Raw genomic sequence first — 18,635 nt, 5'->3', positions numbered from 1 at the left:
TAAAAGGTATGGGGAATATGACTTATGGATAGTGAGTCGTAGCAATTAAATGGTGATAGGGTGTCCAATCTTTTTGGACACCCTATTTTATTTGTTGTGTATAAATACTGGGGGTTATTTCCCTGTATTTTCCAATAAGGTGATCGCATCATAAAGCACACCAGCCTCGCCCCTAAAGGTTCCGGAACCTTCAGGTTTATTGTCTTTCGTGTACCATTCGTAGAAGCCTTTATTTTTAATAACACGGGCCAACATGGGTTTGATCTGTTCATAAGCTTCCTGCTGGAAGCCATTTTTAACCAGTTGTTGGATCATTCTCCCTCCAAACCAGGTCCAATCCCCGCCATTCTGGTAACCATAAGGATACATGCCTTTATTTTTGAAAAAACCTGCCGGATAAGTCGGATATACGGTTAATCCAATGGTAGCTGCTCCGGCATCTTTTACATTTTTGATCATCTTGTCCAGGGAAGTTTTGATTTGATCTTTGCTAAGCAGGTTTGCCTCAATGGCAATGGCTGTTCCGCCATGATAGTAGATCTGATTTTCATCAAAATCTTTTGGAAATGGCGACCCGTTGATGTAGATGTGAGGGATGAATTTTTGATTTTTATCGTCCCAAAGATGTTTCATGGTATTGCTGGCAATTGTGGTTCTGACCTTACCCCATTTTTCTTTTTTATCGGGGAAAAGGTCCATGTAATTGTCTAAAGCAATTAAAAACATAGCGTTATCATAAATATCCAGGGCAATATGCGAGTTTTTATCCAAATGGACCCCCCAATCGTGTTCTGGCTGCACATCACCCCAATCGACTGTTGTGGCCCCCCACAATAGGCCATAGGTACCATTATAGCGTTTGTCCATTAAAAATTGCAAAGCCTGTTCCATCCGCTCTTTCACTGTCGTTTCGCCTATTTTTTGTGCGAGAAAAGAGCTGTCCTTGGTTGCTACGATATATTTGTGAACTGCCTGGATCAAGGATGTTTCCTGATCGGTTTCAACCGTATTTTTATGTGCGGCATATTCCGGAGCCAGTGGATTAGTGATCGTATAATAGTCGGAAACACCATTCTTTAAACTGGATTTTTTGACAAAACCGTCTGCGATATTACCATCAGTTTCCTGTAATTTGAAAAATAGTGCCAACTGATCTTTGATCTGCTCGTGGGGGTGCACTTTGGTTGCTAAAGTAATGAAGGTATTGTAATCCCTGATCCATACTTCATTATAACCGTCACCTGCATTGAATCCGGCTTTGATAACCTTGCTCGCCATATCTTTGACGAGTTGGAAGCTACTATCCTGTACGGCGTTTTGCTGTGTGCCGTTTGCTGTGGATTTATTACTACCACCATTGCAGGATAATAGCAACAATGAAGTAGATAACGCGAAATATAAATTTCTCATAATGCTGTTTTTTCTATCGTTGTATACTTAATATTAACATTTATGATCTTTGACAAAAGACTGTATTACTTTCGCCTGAACAGTCCCCAGGTTGCGGAGCGAATAAGAATGCGCAGCAGCGGGAATAGCGAAAGTCTCGGCATAATGGAAGGTTTTTTTCATGCCATTGGCGGTCGTCAGTTCCACCGCTTCCCCTTCAACAAGCATCATAATATGGCATTGACCTTTTGTCTCAATCTTCACCTCGTCCGCAAATTCGTACCTATAAACATCATAGAAATGATCTTCATGTGTCGGCAAATGTATTTTCGATGCCTGGGTATCGATTGTATAAACCGCTGGTTTGGACAGCAGCGTATCTTTGACAACGTCGCCTTTTCGGTTAAAATTAAGGTTAGCGAAAGCCCTGTCGATATTTAATGGACGTGGCTTGCCGTCTAAATCAGGGCGTACCCAGTCGTACATCTTAAACGTGTAGTTGTAGGGGGTGGCGCTGATTTCCAGTACAAGGTTATTTGTTCCCGAAGAATGCACAGTACCATGGGGAATTAAATATAACTGATGCTTTTGTGAGTCAAATTTTTGGACGTACTTGTCAATGGCGATCGGTTGGCCCGTATGGAAGCTCTCTTCAAGAACAGTACGGAAGTTGTCCGCATCGATATCCTCCTGAAATCCCAGGTAGACCTGCGCATCGCCCTTTCTGTCGACAACGTAATAGGATTCGTCCTGGGTGAAATTTTCTCCAAATTCGGCTTTTGCATAACTTGGACTAGGGTGACACTGAATGGAAAGATTGCCGCCAGCAAAAGTGTCCAGAAAATTAAACCGGATTGGAAACTCGACATCAAAACGTGGCTGTGCAGCGCCCAGGACATTTGAACTTTCCTGAAACATCAGTTGATCAAATGAAATTTCAAGCACTAGCCCCTTATTCTCAAGTAAAATACCGTTTTCGGGAACAATCATTTCAAAAGACCATGCGTAATTTTTAACCTGTTGATCAATACCAGTTAAATGTTCCTTCATCCATTGTCCGCCCCAGACTCCGGGTTCGAATGTTGGTTTTACTCGAAAGTAATTTTTAGACATTACATGTAGGGTCGCTTTTAAATCATTTCCTAAGATCCATGGTAGGTTTTCAGCGGATTGTTGATCGGCAAGAATCTCCACGCGTGATACTATGGCCCGTTTATGTCGGTTTAGGAGTTCCCAATCGACAAAGTAGTACCGTTTATAAAGCTCTTTTTGACTTGTTTGTTTTGCACAGGCCAGATTTCCGGCCAGTCCGGCACGCATGCGTTGAATAAGTACATTTTTGGGCAGGTCGATGTACATCACCGGACCTGATGTGTCAAGGAGGGCTGCTCCAGGACCATAAAAAATGAGGTATTCACTGTCGGTAGCCTGGTTTAGCATTTTCTGAAGTGCAGCCAATTTGACCGTATCAAAATATGTGATCAATTCAAGCGGTGTTTTTTTTCCGAATAATGGGTCATCACCGCCAAGATAAGGAGCGACTTTCTCCTCGATCGCTTCTTCAGGGAGCAATGCTGTTTCCATGGAAACAAATCGTACCGTTAATCCCCGCTTAACAAATTCCTGTTGGATATGCTGCACCGGTGTTTCCCAATTTATGCCAACAAACCCATCTATGCAGTGTATATGATTTTGGATCAGGTGATCGACCAACTCATGATAAGAGTTTGACAATTTGCCCTGAACTGGAAATGTAGGTAAGATGTCGTATTGAAAAGATGTCGTTTGAGTATTGGAATACATAAGATGTTATTTATTGCGTATGTAAAAAAATGACTAAAATAATAGGGGATAATTGAACGAAGTTATGCGTCGTTATTCTGCTTTTTATTTGATTTTTCAATCCAGTATTTTTCGATTTCTTCCAAAGGTTTGCCCTTCGTTTCCGGTAAATATCCCAGCACGACGATAAAAGCTATCGCACAGAAAAAAGCAAATAACCAAAAGGTATAACTCGCTCCCCAGGATGCGAGCAAAATAGGCGTCAGCTGGCCGACGATCGCATCGGAAATCCACATCACCATAATGCTTATTCCCATCGCCCGGGCCCGTATGGCATTCGGAAATATTTCCGCTGCGACCACAAATTTTAACGGACCGATAGAAAAAGCAAAGAAAAACAAGAAGAGTAGGATGGAAACAATCAATGCAACATTGTTTGGTTGTTCCTGACTGAAAAGATACCCCGTTACAAGCAAACTAATGGTGGCCCCCAATGTTCCTAAAATGTATAAGGGTCTTCTTCCCCAATTATCTACTTTCCAGATGGCAAAACAGGTAAATAACACATTCGCCGCACCAAAAAACAATTGTGCATGATAAGAATTCGCTAAGGAAATACCCGATTCCAACAGTATACTTGGACCGTAATAGACGATGGCATTGATTCCGCTCAGTTGAGAAAATAAGGGTAAAAATAGACCTAACAGAAATGCTCTGCGGTAGATGGGAGAAAACAGCTCCTTCATATTTCCTTTGGCCGGGCTTGGCGAATCATACAGGTCCGTTAAACCAAGTTTGGTACGAATTGCTGCGACTTCTTCGTTTCGCCCAATTTTAGCAAGCCAGCGTGGACTCTCTGGGATAAAATAAACCCCTATACTAAGTAAGATAGCAGGGATCGCGCCAACTAAAAACATGCCACGCCAAAGCTCCGCCTGCGGCAAGGAATGGAATTGAAGAATGAAATAGTTACTAATATAGGCGATCAGAATACCAAATGTAATCGCCAATTGATAACAGGTAACTGATCTGCCTCTGAATTTACTAGGGGATATTTCAGCAAGATAAAGGGGAACCACGATGGAAGCTATACCAACACCGAGTCCGCCAATGCCCCTGCTCGCGATCAATATAGTATAACTAGGACTGAATCCGCAGCCAATTGCAGATAATAAGAAAAGCAACGATGCAACTATAAATGCTTGTTTACGGCCATATTTGTCCGTAAAAGAGCCCGTAAAGAATACACCAATAATGCATCCGACCAGTGCTGAACTAACAAAAATACCTTCCTGCAGGGGAGATAATCCAAAAAATCCCTTCACGAGCGGTAAAGCGCCGGCGATAACCGCCATGTCGAAGCCAAAAAGCAGTCCTCCCAGTGAAACAATGCATAAAATAAGGATAAAATTTTTAGACATAGCTGGTTTATTAGTTTTATATGTATATACATACAAACATATATCTATTTTTTTAATTATCCAAAAAATCTTACTTTAGCCTAAGCAATATCATGTAATGAATTTAAAAATAGATCACAAAAGTCCAGTCCCACTGCATCTACAAGCAGAAAATCTATTGCGGGAATTGATAAAACAACCGGAATATATTGAGGGGAAAATGTTGCCCAATGAAATAGAACTAGCCAAACGCCTGGCTATTTCCCGTTCTACTTTGCGCCTGGCGATTAATAAGCTGGTTTATGAGGAGCTATTGATCCGGAAGAAAGGTATCGGCACAAAGGTTGCGAGTGCCAAATTCAGTTCGAAATCTAAAAATTGGTTAAGTTTTTCACAAGAAATGAAAAACCGGGGTATCGAGGTCAAGAATTTTGAGCTTCATGTGAGCTGGGTAGTGCCCGATAAGGCCATTACAAAATTTTTCGCGGTCGATGAGGATCAAAAGCTATTAAAGTTGGAACGGCTACGTGGTAAAAAAGATGATCCGTTCGTCTATTTTACATCTTATTTTCATCCTCGCATTGGCTTGACAGGTGACGAAGATTTTAAACGTCCTTTGTATGAAATATTGGAGGCCGATTATCATGTGGTGGCAGATCTTTCACAAGAGGAAATAGACGCTGTTGCAGCTAATAAATTTATCGCAGACAAACTCGAAATCAATATCGGTGATCCGATCTTATCACGCAAACGGTTTGTTTTTGATCAGTCCGGAAAGCCAATTGAATATAATCTGGGATTCTATCGCGCCGAAAGCTTTACCTATACTGTGGAAAGCCGAAGAGATTATTAATAGATGAATTGATCCAGTTGTCATAAGCTACTGGATCAACTCATCCGTCGATTGCATGTTACTACTCGGCCGTTTCTGAGGCCCATTGATGGAGTAGGGCGATCGCTTTGCTCAATACACCTGCCGAGCCTTTGAATTTGCCCGATCCGCTCGGGACATCGTTCTTACCGTACCATTCGTAAAAACCTTTGTTCTTCACCACACGATCAATCATTGGCTGTAACTCGTCGTAGGCCTCCTGATAGAAGCCATTGCGGATAAGTTGCTGGATCATTCTACCGCCAAACCAGGTCCAGTCGCCGCCATTTTGATAGTGATAAGGCGCTGCCATCCAACCTTTGAAAAAACCGGCAGGGTAGGTCGGATAGAGTGTAAGACCAATGCTCGGCATGCCCGACAAACGGACATTTTCCAACATCTGCCTATTGACCGTTTTTATTTCGTTTCGTTTGAGCAGTCCAGCTTCGATCGCAATTGCTGTGCCCCCATGGTAATGAATTTGATTTTCATCAAAACCTTTAGGAAGGGGAGAATGCTGGGGATAGATATGTGGAATAAATTTCTGCTTCTTATGATCCCAGAGATAGTGCCTGCTATTTGTTTCAAGCTCCTTTTTAAATTTTTTCCAACCAGCAGTCTTTGCCCCATTGGGGTGGATTTCAATTAAGTTCTGTAAGGCAATGATGAGCATGGCATTGTCGTATATATCGATGGCTTCATTGGAGAGTGCATTCCAGTCACAGCCAAAATCGTCATGTGGCTGCACATCACCCCAGTCGGCTGTCATGGCCCCCCAGAGGAGACCGTATGTTTTATTGAACCGTTCTCGCTTGAGGTAATCCAACATCAGCTGTATGCGTTCTTTGACTGAAAGTCCACCAATGGATTCGTCAAGAATACTATAATCCTTGGTTTTCTGTATATACTTGCCCAGTAGCTGAATCAGCGAAGTCTCTTGGTCCGTCTCGACAGTGTTTTTGAAGCCGACATGATCGGGTGCATTTTTTGAATAATAAGGCGTATCATCATGCCAAGTGAAATCTTTCTTGAGCACATAGCCGTCTACCATTTCACCATTGGGCTGTTGCATCTGGAAAAACAATAGAATCGCCCCGCGGACATCTGATGCCGGTCTTTCTTCCAATGCCGTTTCAATAAACGTATTGAGGTCCCGGGCCCATATCTGCGAGTAGCCACTTCCGGCATTAAATCCTTCTTTGATGACCTGTCTGGCTAAGCTGTCCACATATTTTAACTTCGGATCGGCTAGAATGGTCTGCGCAAGCTTAAGTTGCTCTCCTTTCGATGGGATTTTTTTTTGCGCGGACAGACTACTGCTAAATAAGACAAATGTAAGACCGAAAAATGTTAGGTTTCTTCTCATGGAACTATTTATTAATTGAAGTTTTTGCATTTCAGTAGTCCAATCGCGGTGATTCGTTAGATTATTTCCAGCACATTCAATTTTGGATTGATCTTTCTGATTTAAAACTTCTTGGTTATTGTTCAATATGTATGTACAAACAAAAGTAAAAAAATAACTGGTGTATTCGGCTTTTAATGAGGTATAAATAAATTCGTATTTAAATTATTACAATAATATGCTACTTTGATCTGGCTCCGCCTGCTTTTTTTACTGATCTTTTTGCTTTCATGTTTATACATAGTTTTATTTTTTGTAAGTTTGTTTTCGAACCTAATTTGACAACGATGGCAAAGCATCTTATATTTTATTTTTTCTGCATGTTATTCCGTGTGATACCTGCGCTTGGGCAACAGAAAACTGATCTAACTACCCTGGTAAAACCCAATATTGGATCTGTGCATAGCCGGTATTTTTTTTATACTCCGGCGGCGGTGCCCTTTGGCATGGCCAAATTAGCACCAAGCACCAATGGAAGCTATGGCAACAAGTCCGGTTGGGAAGCGGTTGGCTATGACGATAGACACAGCTCCATTGAAGGCTTTGCTAATTTTCACGAGTTTCAGATCGGGGGAATTGTCTTTGCTCCATCAGTCGGTGAACTCAAAACGACTCCGGGTAAACTGGATCAGCCACAAGGTGGCTACCGCTCATCATTTGATAAGAAAGATGAATTTGCCACATCGGGTTACTATCGCGTGAAACTGAAAGATTACGGAATCCTCGCCGAACTAACGGCCACAAAAAGGGTAGGCTTCCATCGTTATACCTTTCCAGAAACAGATGCGGCCAACCTAATATTTGATATTGGACATGTGATGGGCGAGAGTGGACCAGTGATCGATGCTGAAGTAAATTACGATAATCAATGTGTATGGGGATACGTGGTGACAAACCCTGTATATGTCCAAAAATATCAACAAGGCGCTACTGTGAAGATGTATTTCTTTGCTGAAGTCAGCAAGCGGCCAAAATCTTACGGTACATTTAAAGACAGCGTGATTTCTCAGGGAAAGAAGGACATACGGGGGAAAGGAACCGGACTGTTTTTGCGATTCGATACAGGATCGGATGAATCCATTACCATCAAAACCGGTTTGTCCTATACCTCGGTAGATAATGCACGGCTAAACTTGCAGCAAGAGGCAAAGGGGCTGACATTTGATAAAGCGAAATCCGAAGCGTTGAAGACCTGGAACAATGAAATGGGAAGGATATTGGTGGAAGGTGGTAAAGAAGTGGACCGCGTTAAATTTTATACCGGATTATATCATGCCTTACTTGGACGGGGACTTGCCAGCGATAGCAATGGGGCTTATCCAAAAAATGATGGTTCAGTAGGTCAGATTGCGTTAAATGCGCAAGGGAAACCGGTTCATCAGCACTATAATACAGATGCAATCTGGGGGGCATTTTGGAACCTGACACAACTCTGGTCCATTGCCTATCCCGATTATTACAACGATTGGGTACAGAGTCAGCTGTTGGTATACCGCGATGCGGGCTGGCTCGGTGACGGTATCGCCAATAGCAAGTATGTTTCTGGCGTGGGTACCAATTTTACGGGCTTGGCAATTTCTGCGGCATATAATGTCGGAATACGGAATTACGATACAAATTTCGCTTATGAGGCTGTCCGAAAAAATGAACTTGAATCAGAGGGCCGAATTCCTGGAGCAGGGAAGCTTGATGTGGGGGTGTTTGTTGAAAAAGGTTATTCGCCTTATATCCAGGATAATACCGGTAGTCCTGAATTATTAATCCAAGGATCACCTTTTGGCGCTTCCCATACCTTGGAATATGCCTTTTCGGCGGCGGCCGCAGCGCAATACGCCAAGTCACTTGGTCGTGACGCAGATTACAAGAAGTTTCTAATGCTTTCAGACGCATGGAAAGGACTATATGATCCTTCAACCAAATTTATGCGGCCAAAGGACAGTGCGGGATACTTTATTCCGAATTTTAATCCCTATCAACCTTGGCGTGGATTTCAGGAAGGAAATGCATGGCAATATACCTTTTATGTACCGCACGTTCCTCAGGAACTGGTTAAGCTGGTCGGAAAAGACTTATTCAACCATCGTTTGGACAGCATATTCACGGTATCCCAGCGGAATGTTTTCGGAGGTGGAACCCAAATTGATGCCTTTGCCGGTATTGAGAGTCTCTATAATCACGGAAATCAGCCCAACTTGCATATTTCCTGGTTGTTTTATTTTTCGGGGAGACCTGACTTGAGCCAAAAATGGGTGCGGGCGATTTCAAATGAATTTTATGGCACGGAGTCTGTTCACGGTTACGGGTATGGACAGGATGAAGATCAGGGACAATTGGGGGCTTGGTATGTTTTATCGGGGATCGGTTTATTCGACGTAAGGAGTTTAACGACAGAAAATCCGGCGTTTCAGATTGGGGCGCCTTTATTTGATAAAATTACCATACAGCTTCCCAAAGCATTACGAAAAAATAAATTTACGATTCAGGTTGAAAAAGAGGCCCCGGATAGTTACTATGTTGATCAGATCCTATTGAATAATAAAGCTTGGGCCGGATGGGAGCTACCCTTTGAACAACTGGTTAAAGGCGGTGTCATGACGCTGAACTTAAAAAGTAATGCGCGTGCAAACTAAGTGGTAAACGAAGAATTCTGAAAGGCAAAAGGAAATCCAGCACCGGATAATACATTTCACAAAGCCTTTGGAACGTATATAAAATAAAAAAAATAGGGGTGTCCAAAAATGATCGGACACCCCGTAGGTAGGTTGGTTTGTTGATTGCCTACGCGATCTCTGCTATGAAATTGCCATCTTGGTCCAAATCGGCCTTGTGGGCAGCAATTTGTTGAAGATTAATGTGGCCAATGACATATTTGAAATCTGCTGCGTAATACCTTTCGGTGATCTCGCTGAAATTTAATTTTTCGATCAGTTGATCATCTGTGTATCTTAAATAGACTTTGATCAGATAATCCTGACTATAATTTAAGGCACTAGATTCTAAATGCTTTTTATATTCATAGCGGTAACCATAACGTAGCGCTGCAATATCAGACAGGACTGCAGAACCCGTTGGATGTCCGCCAGCACCTTTACCGTAAAAGAATTGTTCGTCTGCAAATGCAGCTTTGACGAGCACGCCGTTATTTTCATTTTCTACGTTATACAACATGCTTTCTTTGCCTACCAAACGCGGCAGTACATAAAGCACAACTTTATTGCCATCGATCTCTTTGGCTGTAGGGATTAATTTGATTTTAAAGTTCTTTTCTTTTGCAAAACGAATATCCTGTTGGCCTAATTTGTCGATACCGATGTTGAATACGTCATCTGGGTTAACATAGATGCCGTAAGCATGTGAAGCTACGATACAGACTTTAAATTTAGGATCATATCCCCCGACGTCAAGCGTAGGGTCTGTTTCTGCAAAACCCAGTTCCTGTGCTTTTTTTAATGCATCTGCATAAAGCTGGTTTTCGTTGAAAACCTTGGAAAGAATGTAGTTGGAAGATCCGTTAAAGATACCGCTGACCGAATGCAGGAGCTCATTGTCGTAATATTCTTCCAGATTACGAATAATAGGTATACTTCCACACACGGCTCCCTCATAAAGTAGGCTTGTTCCATATTCATGTTGAATGTCTACCAGCTCTTCAAGGTGACCGGCAATCATTTTTTTATTTGCGGATACCACATTTTTGCCTGATTTCAATGCGCGTACAGTTAGCCTATAGGCTGCTTCTGCATCATCGATCAATTCGACAACCGTGTTGATTTCCGGATCCCCCAAAATAGCCTCCGCATCGGTTGAAAATAGGTCGGCGGGCAGTGAACGTTTTTTGTCCGCATTTTTAATGACAAATTTCTTGATTTCCAGATTCAGATTTTTGGTTTTGATAATGTCGTAGAGACCTTGGCCGACAACGCCAAATCCAAACATCCCTATCGTTAATTTATTACTCATATCTCTTCTTGTATGCTCTTATATTATTGTTTACTTCTCTTATACTAATTCGTTGATATACTCCTTCTTATTTTCTAAAAAGTTATGGATAATTGCTGTCAGTTTTTTTGTCTCGATCAAAAAGCCATCGTGACCATAGCTTGACTCGATCTCCCGGTAGCTGGCATTGGGAATATGTTGGGCAATAAATTTCTGTTCATCTACAGGGAATAACATATCTGTATTGACACCTAATACCAATGTTGAACAGTTGATACCAGCGAGTGCCGCCTGCAGTGATGCTCTTCCGCGGGCCAGATTGTGGCTGTCCATCGCCTTTGTCAGGTAAAAGTAGCTGTACGCATTGTAGCGTTTAACCAATTTTTCACCCTGATAATTTTGGTAGGAAGCTGCCTTGTAATCATTTACTTTATTGACATCGGTATCCCGTTGCGTATGGTCGTATGTGATATAATTACGATAGGACAACAGTGCGATGGAACGTGCGACTTTAAGTCCTTTTATACCACCATCAGGATGGTTGGCATAAAAGGTACGGTCTGCTGTAATGGCCAAACGTTGGCTTTCATTAAAGGCAATACCCCAAGGGGAATGCACTGCATTTGTACCGACAACGATAAGTTGATTGATGGCGATCGTTTTGGAAGCGGCCCATTCCAATGCTTGTTGACCACCCAGTGATCCACCGATTAAAACTTCAATTTGGTTGATATCCAGATGCGCTGCAAGCAACTGATGGGCATTGACAAGATCTTTTACCGTAAATTCGGGAAAAGAAAGGTAATAAGGCTGGCCCGTTGCCGGATTGATAGATAAGGGATTGCTACTCCCATAGGCTGATCCAATTACATTTGCACATACGATATAGTAGTCATTGGGATTAAACAGCTCATCTGTACCAAAAAGACCCGGCCACCAGTCCAACACATTCGCATTCGCCGTCAAGGCATGACAGACCCAGACCACATTGCTGCGGTCTGCGTTCAGTTCTCCAAATACTTCATAACTGATCTGTAAATCGACAAGCTCCCTGCCGTTTTCAAATACAAAGGGCTCGTGATGCTGATAAATATGCCTGCTCATTACGTTTAAATTTAGGGATGTATTTGATTATTTGATCTTTTCGAATGCTTGTTGCAGGTCAGCTTTGATGTCATCAATATGTTCGATCCCTACTGAAAGGCGCAATAATCCCGGAAATACACCCGCATTAGCCTGATCTGCATCACTTAACTGTTGGTGAGTTGTTGCTGATGGATGGATGATCAATGATTTGGTATCACCTACGTTAGCCAAATGGCTGATGAGCTCCAGGCTGTCAATAAAAGCATTTGCTTTTTGAGCAGCATCACCTTTCAATTGGAAGGAGAGGACTGCACCATAACCATTTTTAAGATATTTTTGTGCATTCGCAAAACTTGGTGAACTTTTTAATCCCGGATAATTTACCTTCTCTACCTGTGGGTGGGCTTCAAGCCATTTGGCAACCTCTAAGGTGTTGTCCACATGGCGTTGCACACGCAAGGACAGTGTTTCAAGCCCTTGTAGCAACAAGAATGAATTGAATGGCGAAAGTGCCGGACCAAAGTCACGTAGACCTTCAACACGGGCGCGGATAGCAAATTGAATATTGCCAAAAGGTCCTTTTTCACCGAATACCTCGGAGAATACCAAACCGTGATAGCCCTCGGATGGTTCGGAGAATTGTGGGTATTTTCCATTGCCCCAATTATAGTTTCCACCATCAACGATCACACCGCCGATGCTTGTTCCATGACCGCCGATCCATTTTGTTGCGGATTCAACGACCACATGTGCGCCATATTCTAGGGGTTTGAACAGGTAACCGCCGGCACCAAAAGTATTGTCGACAATTAGCGGTAAATCATATTTTTTAGCAACAGCTGCTATTTTTTCAAAATCAGGAATGTTGAAACTCGGATTACCGATCGTCTCCACATAGATAGCTTTGGTCTTATCGTCAATAAGCGCTTCAATTTTATCGGCTTCGGCATCTGTGGCAAAACGGGCTTCGATACCCAATCGTTTAAATGCAACTTTAAACTGGTTGAATGTACCGCCGTATAGATTAGAGCCTGCCACAAAGTTATCGCCGTTTTCAAGGATATTGTTTAAAGCGATAAATTGTGCTGCTTGACCTGAGGCAACAGCTAATGCCGCAACCCCGCCTTCCAACGCCGCAATACGTTGTTCGAAAACATCCGTCGTTGGATTCATGATCCGTGTATAGATATTGCCAAATTGTTTCAGCGCAAATAGATTGGCTCCATGTTCAGCATTCTCAAATACAAATGAAGATGTTTGGTATATAGGTACCGCTCTGGATCCAGTAGTTGGATCGGCCACTTGGCCAGCGTGAACTTGTAGCGTTTCGAATTTTAGATTTTTGTTGGAAGACATAATATATCAGATTTTAAGGGTTCAAAAAAATGTTAACAAGAAAAAAAAGGAAGCATACACACCTGCTGAAAAGGTCTGTTAATATCGTTATCCGAGAAAAAGGAGAATGATGCTTAACAAGTTGGGAGGTGCATATGCATGCGCATTCGCATAGACATGGCAATGCTATGTGTTGCTCCTTTACCTGTTAGTTGGTTCGTCTGAAATGAACCTAAATTGTTGATGGTTTTCTGTAATGTAATAATCATTGTCTTATTTCATTTATATGCTCCAAAACGATATTGCTTTGGACAGGATTTGGCACCTTTTCAACCAAATTGAAGGTTGCCAGTGGGTCATAGAGCCAGTCTCTCGCCACTTCTTTATAAATCAAGACCTGCTGATTAAGGAAGGTGTTGATTAGAAATCTTCATCTGAAGACATTGCAAATATAAACTTCTTTTCTATTAATGCAAAAGAAAATCATTTTTTTAATTAAAACTATTTTGTAAATACATGTTCGCCATAACCTGCGAAAATCGGTGCTGAGCTGAAATCATAGGTTTATTTGCTGTTTTAAAGCGGGATTTTCTATTACCTTTTAGCGAGTGCAATATGTTCCGCGATTTGATCCAAATCTGTCAAAAGCGGTTTTAACTCATCTATTTTGCTATAAATATCGTTGTGCAGGACTTCAGGATTTTTGCTGATGGAAATCGAAAGCCCGACCAGATGCGAGTTGATGCGGTAGGAAAGCGCCTGAAAGTGGTGAATATGGGACCAATCAATCCACTTATGTTCGGGCTCCTTCTTCATTTGGTTAATGGAATCAGAAAATAGAGCCATGGCCGTTTGTGCTTTTTTTCGTGCTAATCTGATATCAAAAGAACTCTGTAGGTTGTCTGATAAGCGCTTGTTGATCATTTGGAAATAATGCTGATTATAGCGCGCGACCTCCTTCGCCAGGTGGACCATACTTGAGCTTTGACGCACGGGAATCAGGAAATATCCCGCAATCGTCAAAAATGCACCTACCAATGTAAATGCCATACGACTGCCCAAAATAAGATTAATATTACCTTCAAATAAGTTTAGTGCAATCACAACACCTAGTGTGATGAAAACCACACTAATCATATAGTTGGATCGGTTGAATAAAAAGAATCCGAAGAGGCCCATTGCCGACAAACTAAGTAATAAGGGGAGGTTTTCAAAGCAAGCCAAACAGGAGATACCGATTAAGATACCTGAAAATGTCCCGGCAATACGTTCGATATTACGGGTTTTGGTCATCGAAAATGCTGGCCTTGCCACGATGGCGATGGTCAATAAGATCCAATAAGTATATTTGAAATCCAGAAACAGAATCCCGATCAATGCGCCAATACCAAAAAGTATAGCCATGCGGAGTGCAAAACGAAACAGCGGATTTTTTAAGTGAAGCTTATCTTTGATCTCCCCCAAACTGCCCAAGGGACGATTGATAAATTGTTGATATTCCTCGGTACCGATTTTGTTCTGAATTTCCTGATTCTGATAAAAAGCAATCTGGATTCGGCGGAGTACTTCAAGGATAGATTCCATGTTGTTGATGATAGCCGATAGGATCGGGCCGGCTGATCCGACTTGCTGTTGCTGAATATTTTTCAGCTCGTTCAACAACTCATTCAGCTTAATCGCATTATAATACAATTGCTGTGCATATCGGAACCTTTTATGCGGTTGCGAAAAACTGTCGATTTCCAGTGCCAATAATTTTATTGCACGGCGGATCACAGGAAGGCTTCCGGTATCGGCAAGATTCTTTCGAATGGCATCATAATCATGATCAAGCGCAATTATAAGCTCATGTAGATCAATTAGACCATAAACCTGACTCAACCAATAATTACTCTTAGGCCATTGATGGCCGATGATTCTTTTTTCACGGAAGAGTAAGGAACGTATCTGTTCTTGCTGTTCACTGATCTGGCCATGGATTTTTCCCACGCGACTATAGGTAATATCAAGTGGAATATCGGGATCATAGGATTGCGCACGGATCAGTAAAAATTGAGATAAGCCCTGAAAGCCATTGGCCATCGCATGTTTTAGCGAGCGATACGGCCTTATATAGGCCTGTAGCAGGCTAAATGCATAATAGATCGCTGCACCGGTCGTAATTTGCAAGCTCACTTCCAGCGGATGTTTTGGCGCCAAGCCGATGACAAAACTCATTAAGATCAATGCCATGTTGCCGATAGCAGCATAACGTGGTCCGAACAAACCATATAAGGTAAAGGTAAATCCCGCCAAACTGAGCAGAATAACCAAAGGCCAATGGTAAGGGAAGAAGTAAGCTGTAAGAAATGACGCAAGAAAGAAAGTCGGAATGCAGACCAGAGCGGATGAGAGTTTATCCTTTCGGTTGCCGGGCGGATCAGTCAGTGTGGTTAACAATGAGCCCACACCAATTCCAATAGCGGTGCTCGCCGGAACCCCTAATAAATAGATTGCTAAACTCGGTAAAATACTGATGGATACATTTCGCAAGGCATCACCAAAGTGTTCACCTTGAATAAATCGCATAACTTGGCTATAAATACGGTAAAATCTTTTCTTTAATGACACGATGCCCATCAATCAGTTTACTAATTTTCGATGCAAAAATACAAATATTATGCTTAATATTTAATGTATTCGTTTTATTTGTTTTGAATACTATTGGTTTTTTGAATTTTTATTTTGAAACAGGTGGTATAAGTAGTAGTGTTCTCCGGCGTGCATGAAAGAAATGCACCGATACATCATGGTGGATGTATAGTATGATGTTGTTGAGAAAACGTAAAAGCAATTTACCGAAGTTATTTAGCCATCCGCCGACGGTTTTAGGTTATCCGTCTATTTCTCCTAGTCAAGGTGTAATGAATACACGATGTTTGTTGTCATCTAAATAAACAATGACTATCCAGTTGATGGAATAAAGAAATTATGTTATGAAACTAAATAAAAATAAACTGCTGCTATTCGTTATTATGATCATGCTATTTTCCTTTTTGGGAAATGTTTCTGCACAAACGAATGGCGGGAAGTTAAATGCGGTTGTGGTCGGCCGGGATGGTGGGCCACTTGCTGCCGCGAGTATTTCACTGCTCCGTAATCCCGGTGGTATCCCGCTGAAAGGAACCGTTTCTAAGGAGAATGGAGGAATTGAATTTTTGGGAGTGCCCGAAGGTAAATATACAATACAGGTTTCGGCAGTGGGGTATACTACTTACAGCTCCAGTGAAATAACCCTAAAGAAAAGTGATATCTTGTCTTTGGATACCATTCGTTTAGAGGCCGTGTCAACAGTGCTGAGCGAGGCTCAGGTTGTTGGTAAAAAACCTTTAATTGAAAGTCAAATTGATAAAATTGTGCTGAATGTGGAAAACAGTATATTGGCGACGGGGAATAATGCATTGGAACTCCTGCAAAAAGTTCCGGGGGTTACTTTGGATAATAAAAAAATCAATCTCCGCGGAAAAAGCAACGTGATTATTATGATTGATGGTAAACCTACTTATCTTTCGGCGGATGAAGTTAGCCGACTGCTGGAAAATACGGCTTCAAATTCAATTGCTTCGATTGAGGTACTGACCAATCCACCTGCTAAATATGATGCTGCCGGTAATGCAGGTATTATCAATATCAAAACAAAAAAAAATACGCAATTTGGCAGCAATGTTAGCCTGAATCTGAATCTAGGACAGGGAAAATATACGAAAGGTGACGGCGGTTTCTTAGTCAATCATCGAAACAGTTGGGTGAATATTTTTACTTCCTATAATTATAATAACAGTTTAGGATTTAATGATTTAACGATCGATCGCTCTGTCGATGATTCAACGGGGACCACCTATTTCAATTCAGATTCGTACTCTAAATTTCGTTATCGTGCGCATAATTTTAAATTCGCTGCTGATTTTAACCTTGGCGAACAGCAGGTGTTGGGTTTTGTTGTCAATGGGAATGTTAGCAGCGGCAATTCAACACGACAAGGGGATAATCTGATTGCTTCACAAAAAGGAAAATTGGACTCCGTGGTACAGGGAAGCAACTTTTCGGATTTCGCCTATCACTACCTGGCTTATAACCTCAATTACAAAAAGACATTCGATACCCTGGGGACTGAGCTAACAGCCAATGCAGATTATTCGTATTCCAAAAATCACGATAACAGCATGGTGAAAAATCGTTTTCTGGATCCAAATTGGGTGGAATTTAAGGCACCAAAGGTATTCCGAAACGATATGTTATCCAATACCAAAATTTTAGTTTTCAAAACCGATTTTGTCCATCCCTTTGATAAAACGACAAAACTCGAAGCGGGTTTAAAATACAGCCGTGTGAAAACAGATAATAACCTGGTCTATGAGGATCAAAACACAGCAGGGGAATTTGTCCAAAACGAAGATCAGAGCAATCAGTTTTTATACAACGAAAACATCGCAGCAGCATATTTTACACTGAATAAGTCCTTTGGAAAGTTTTCTGTGCAAACGGGACTTCGTGTTGAAAATACAAGTTCACTGGGCAATTCAGTCACCTTGGGGCAGCAGACAAAACGTAATTATACGGATTTCTTTCCAACGGTATTTATACAGCAACAGATCAACGACAATCATAAACTTGGTCTAAGTTATAGCCGAAGGATAGACCGACCGGATTATGGTGCATTGAATCCCTTTATCTACTACCTGGATCAATACACCTATCAATACGGTAATCCCTATTTGAATCCACAATATACCAACTCTTATGAATTGAATTACACCTTTAAGGAGCGTTATTTGTTGAGCCTTGGCTATAAGAGGACCAGTGATGCGATCACCCAGGTAATTGAGAGCAATTCAGAAACTAAGGCCATTGCGCAGACAGATCGAAACCTGACCTATTTCGACTATTACAATATGAATATCAATATACCGGTTAACGTATTTAAATGGTGGACCACTTCCAACAACTTGACTGGTTTCTATAGCAAATATAATTTTGACGAGCGTTCGGGGGCGCAGCGGCAATTGGAAAAATTATCTTTTCAGGTGAGCTCCAATCATGATATCCGTATTGGAGAAACAACAAATATAGAGCTGACCGCCAATTATTTCTCACCGGCTGTCTATGGTGTATTTAGTTTTCAATCTTACTATGGGGTCGATCTCGGAGCAGGGAAAACATTTTTCGACAAAAAGCTGAATGTCAAGTTGGCTGTTAACGATATTTTGAATACCAGAGGTCAACGTCGGTTGTCCAGTGTTCAGGAAAACGGATATTATCGCATTCGCAATGGGTATGATAGTAGAGTGATCCGGCTTTCACTTTCTTACCGTTTTGGAAACATCAATATTAAATCCGTGGATAAGCGGGCCGGAAATAATGAGGAGGATAACCGTTTGAAAAAATAGCG

12 protein-coding genes and 1 riboswitch are annotated in these 18,635 nt (G+C 41.7%); of the genes, 3 read left to right on the top strand and 9 right to left on the bottom strand.

The window, feature by feature from the left end:
• Positions 1-114: 114 nt before the first annotated feature.
• From HMAT_RS08975 to HMAT_RS08965, 3 genes are all read right to left on the bottom strand, one after another.
• Positions 115-1,410, bottom strand: a complete 1,296-nt coding sequence (locus tag HMAT_RS08975; protein WP_104382384.1) for an amylo-alpha-1,6-glucosidase — start codon at positions 1,408-1,410, stop codon at positions 115-117.
• A 33-nt stretch (positions 1,411-1,443) separates the two neighbouring features.
• On the bottom strand, positions 1,444-3,192 hold the full coding sequence (locus HMAT_RS08970; RefSeq protein WP_104382383.1) for a class I mannose-6-phosphate isomerase: 1,749 nt from the start codon (positions 3,190-3,192) through the stop codon (positions 1,444-1,446).
• Positions 3,193-3,254: 62 nt separating this feature from the next.
• A complete protein-coding gene (locus HMAT_RS08965; RefSeq protein ID WP_104382382.1) occupies positions 3,255-4,592 on the bottom strand; it encodes a sugar porter family MFS transporter in 1,338 nt (445 codons plus the stop codon).
• A 97-nt stretch (positions 4,593-4,689) separates the two neighbouring features.
• Here HMAT_RS08965 and HMAT_RS08960 point away from each other — a divergent pair, with 97 nt between their 5' ends.
• Positions 4,690-5,424 (top strand): GntR family transcriptional regulator, encoded by a 735-nt coding sequence (locus HMAT_RS08960; protein WP_104382381.1) that lies wholly within the window; start codon positions 4,690-4,692, stop codon positions 5,422-5,424.
• 61 nt (positions 5,425-5,485) lie between these two features.
• Here the strand turns inward: HMAT_RS08960 and HMAT_RS08955 are convergent, their stop codons facing one another.
• Complete coding sequence (locus tag HMAT_RS08955; RefSeq protein ID WP_233789156.1) at positions 5,486-6,808, bottom strand: hypothetical protein; 1,323 nt, start codon at positions 6,806-6,808, stop codon at positions 5,486-5,488.
• Positions 6,809-7,134: 326 nt separating this feature from the next.
• On the opposite strand from HMAT_RS08955, the gene HMAT_RS08950 reads away from it, so the two are divergent.
• Entirely contained in the window at positions 7,135-9,477 is a 2,343-nt protein-coding gene (locus HMAT_RS08950; RefSeq protein ID WP_104382380.1) for a GH92 family glycosyl hydrolase, read from the top strand.
• Positions 9,478-9,625: 148 nt separating this feature from the next.
• On the opposite strand, the gene HMAT_RS08945 is transcribed toward HMAT_RS08950, so the two are convergent.
• The 5 genes from HMAT_RS08945 to HMAT_RS08930 form a co-directional block, all read right to left on the bottom strand.
• Positions 9,626-10,807: a homoserine dehydrogenase gene (locus HMAT_RS08945; RefSeq protein ID WP_104382379.1), complete on the bottom strand. Its 1,182-nt coding sequence runs from the start codon at positions 10,805-10,807 to the stop codon at positions 9,626-9,628.
• 39 nt (positions 10,808-10,846) lie between these two features.
• Complete coding sequence (gene metX, locus HMAT_RS08940) at positions 10,847-11,890, bottom strand: homoserine O-acetyltransferase (protein WP_104382378.1); 1,044 nt, start codon at positions 11,888-11,890, stop codon at positions 10,847-10,849.
• 27 nt (positions 11,891-11,917) lie between these two features.
• Complete coding sequence (locus tag HMAT_RS08935; RefSeq protein ID WP_104382377.1) at positions 11,918-13,228, bottom strand: O-acetylhomoserine aminocarboxypropyltransferase/cysteine synthase family protein; 1,311 nt, start codon at positions 13,226-13,228, stop codon at positions 11,918-11,920.
• A 113-nt stretch (positions 13,229-13,341) separates the two neighbouring features.
• Positions 13,342-13,476 carry a hypothetical protein gene (locus HMAT_RS27565; protein WP_257089796.1) on the bottom strand — a complete coding sequence of 45 codons (135 nt, stop codon included), beginning with the start codon at positions 13,474-13,476 and terminating at the stop codon, positions 13,342-13,344.
• 10 nt (positions 13,477-13,486) lie between these two features.
• Positions 13,487-13,599: riboswitch (SAM riboswitch) on the bottom strand.
• 202 nt (positions 13,600-13,801) lie between these two features.
• The gene (locus HMAT_RS08930) at positions 13,802-15,775 is read right to left on the bottom strand and encodes an FUSC family membrane protein (protein ID WP_158655679.1); all 1,974 of its coding nucleotides are present in this window, start codon (positions 15,773-15,775) and stop codon (positions 13,802-13,804) included.
• Between the two features lie 407 nt (positions 15,776-16,182).
• Here HMAT_RS08930 and HMAT_RS08925 point away from each other — a divergent pair, with 407 nt between their 5' ends.
• On the top strand, positions 16,183-18,633 hold the full coding sequence (locus tag HMAT_RS08925; protein WP_104382375.1) for a TonB-dependent receptor: 2,451 nt from the start codon (positions 16,183-16,185) through the stop codon (positions 18,631-18,633).
• The last annotated feature ends 2 nt before the right edge of the window (positions 18,634-18,635 follow it).

It is taken from the genome of Sphingobacterium sp. HMA12, from assembly GCF_002933815.1.
Classification (GTDB): Bacteria; Bacteroidota; Bacteroidia; order Sphingobacteriales; family Sphingobacteriaceae; genus Sphingobacterium.
This window is presented reverse-complemented; position numbering and strand designations above follow the sequence as displayed.

Bases quoted from the DNA above. Each gene is read 5' to 3' on its own strand.
- HMAT_RS08970 (WP_104382383.1), bottom strand. From the start codon at position 3,192: ATGTATTCCAATACTCAAACGACATCTTTTCAATACGACATCTTACCT.
- HMAT_RS08925 (WP_104382375.1), top strand. From the start codon at position 16,183: ATGAAACTAAATAAAAATAAACTGCTGCTATTCGTTATTATGATCATG.
- HMAT_RS27565 (WP_257089796.1), bottom strand. From the start codon at position 13,476: ATGATTATTACATTACAGAAAACCATCAACAATTTAGGTTCATTTCAG.
- metX (WP_104382378.1), bottom strand. From the start codon at position 11,890: ATGAGCAGGCATATTTATCAGCATCACGAGCCCTTTGTATTTGAAAAC.
- HMAT_RS08975 (WP_104382384.1), bottom strand. From the start codon at position 1,410: ATGAGAAATTTATATTTCGCGTTATCTACTTCATTGTTGCTATTATCC.
- HMAT_RS08965 (WP_104382382.1), bottom strand. From the start codon at position 4,592: ATGTCTAAAAATTTTATCCTTATTTTATGCATTGTTTCACTGGGAGGA.
- HMAT_RS08955 (WP_233789156.1), bottom strand. From the start codon at position 6,808: ATGAGAAGAAACCTAACATTTTTCGGTCTTACATTTGTCTTATTTAGC.
- HMAT_RS08960 (WP_104382381.1), top strand. From the start codon at position 4,690: ATGAATTTAAAAATAGATCACAAAAGTCCAGTCCCACTGCATCTACAA.
- HMAT_RS08950 (WP_104382380.1), top strand. From the start codon at position 7,135: ATGGCAAAGCATCTTATATTTTATTTTTTCTGCATGTTATTCCGTGTG.
- HMAT_RS08945 (WP_104382379.1), bottom strand. From the start codon at position 10,807: ATGAGTAATAAATTAACGATAGGGATGTTTGGATTTGGCGTTGTCGGC.
- HMAT_RS08935 (WP_104382377.1), bottom strand. From the start codon at position 13,228: ATGTCTTCCAACAAAAATCTAAAATTCGAAACGCTACAAGTTCACGCT.
- HMAT_RS08930 (WP_158655679.1), bottom strand. From the start codon at position 15,775: ATGCGATTTATTCAAGGTGAACACTTTGGTGATGCCTTGCGAAATGTA.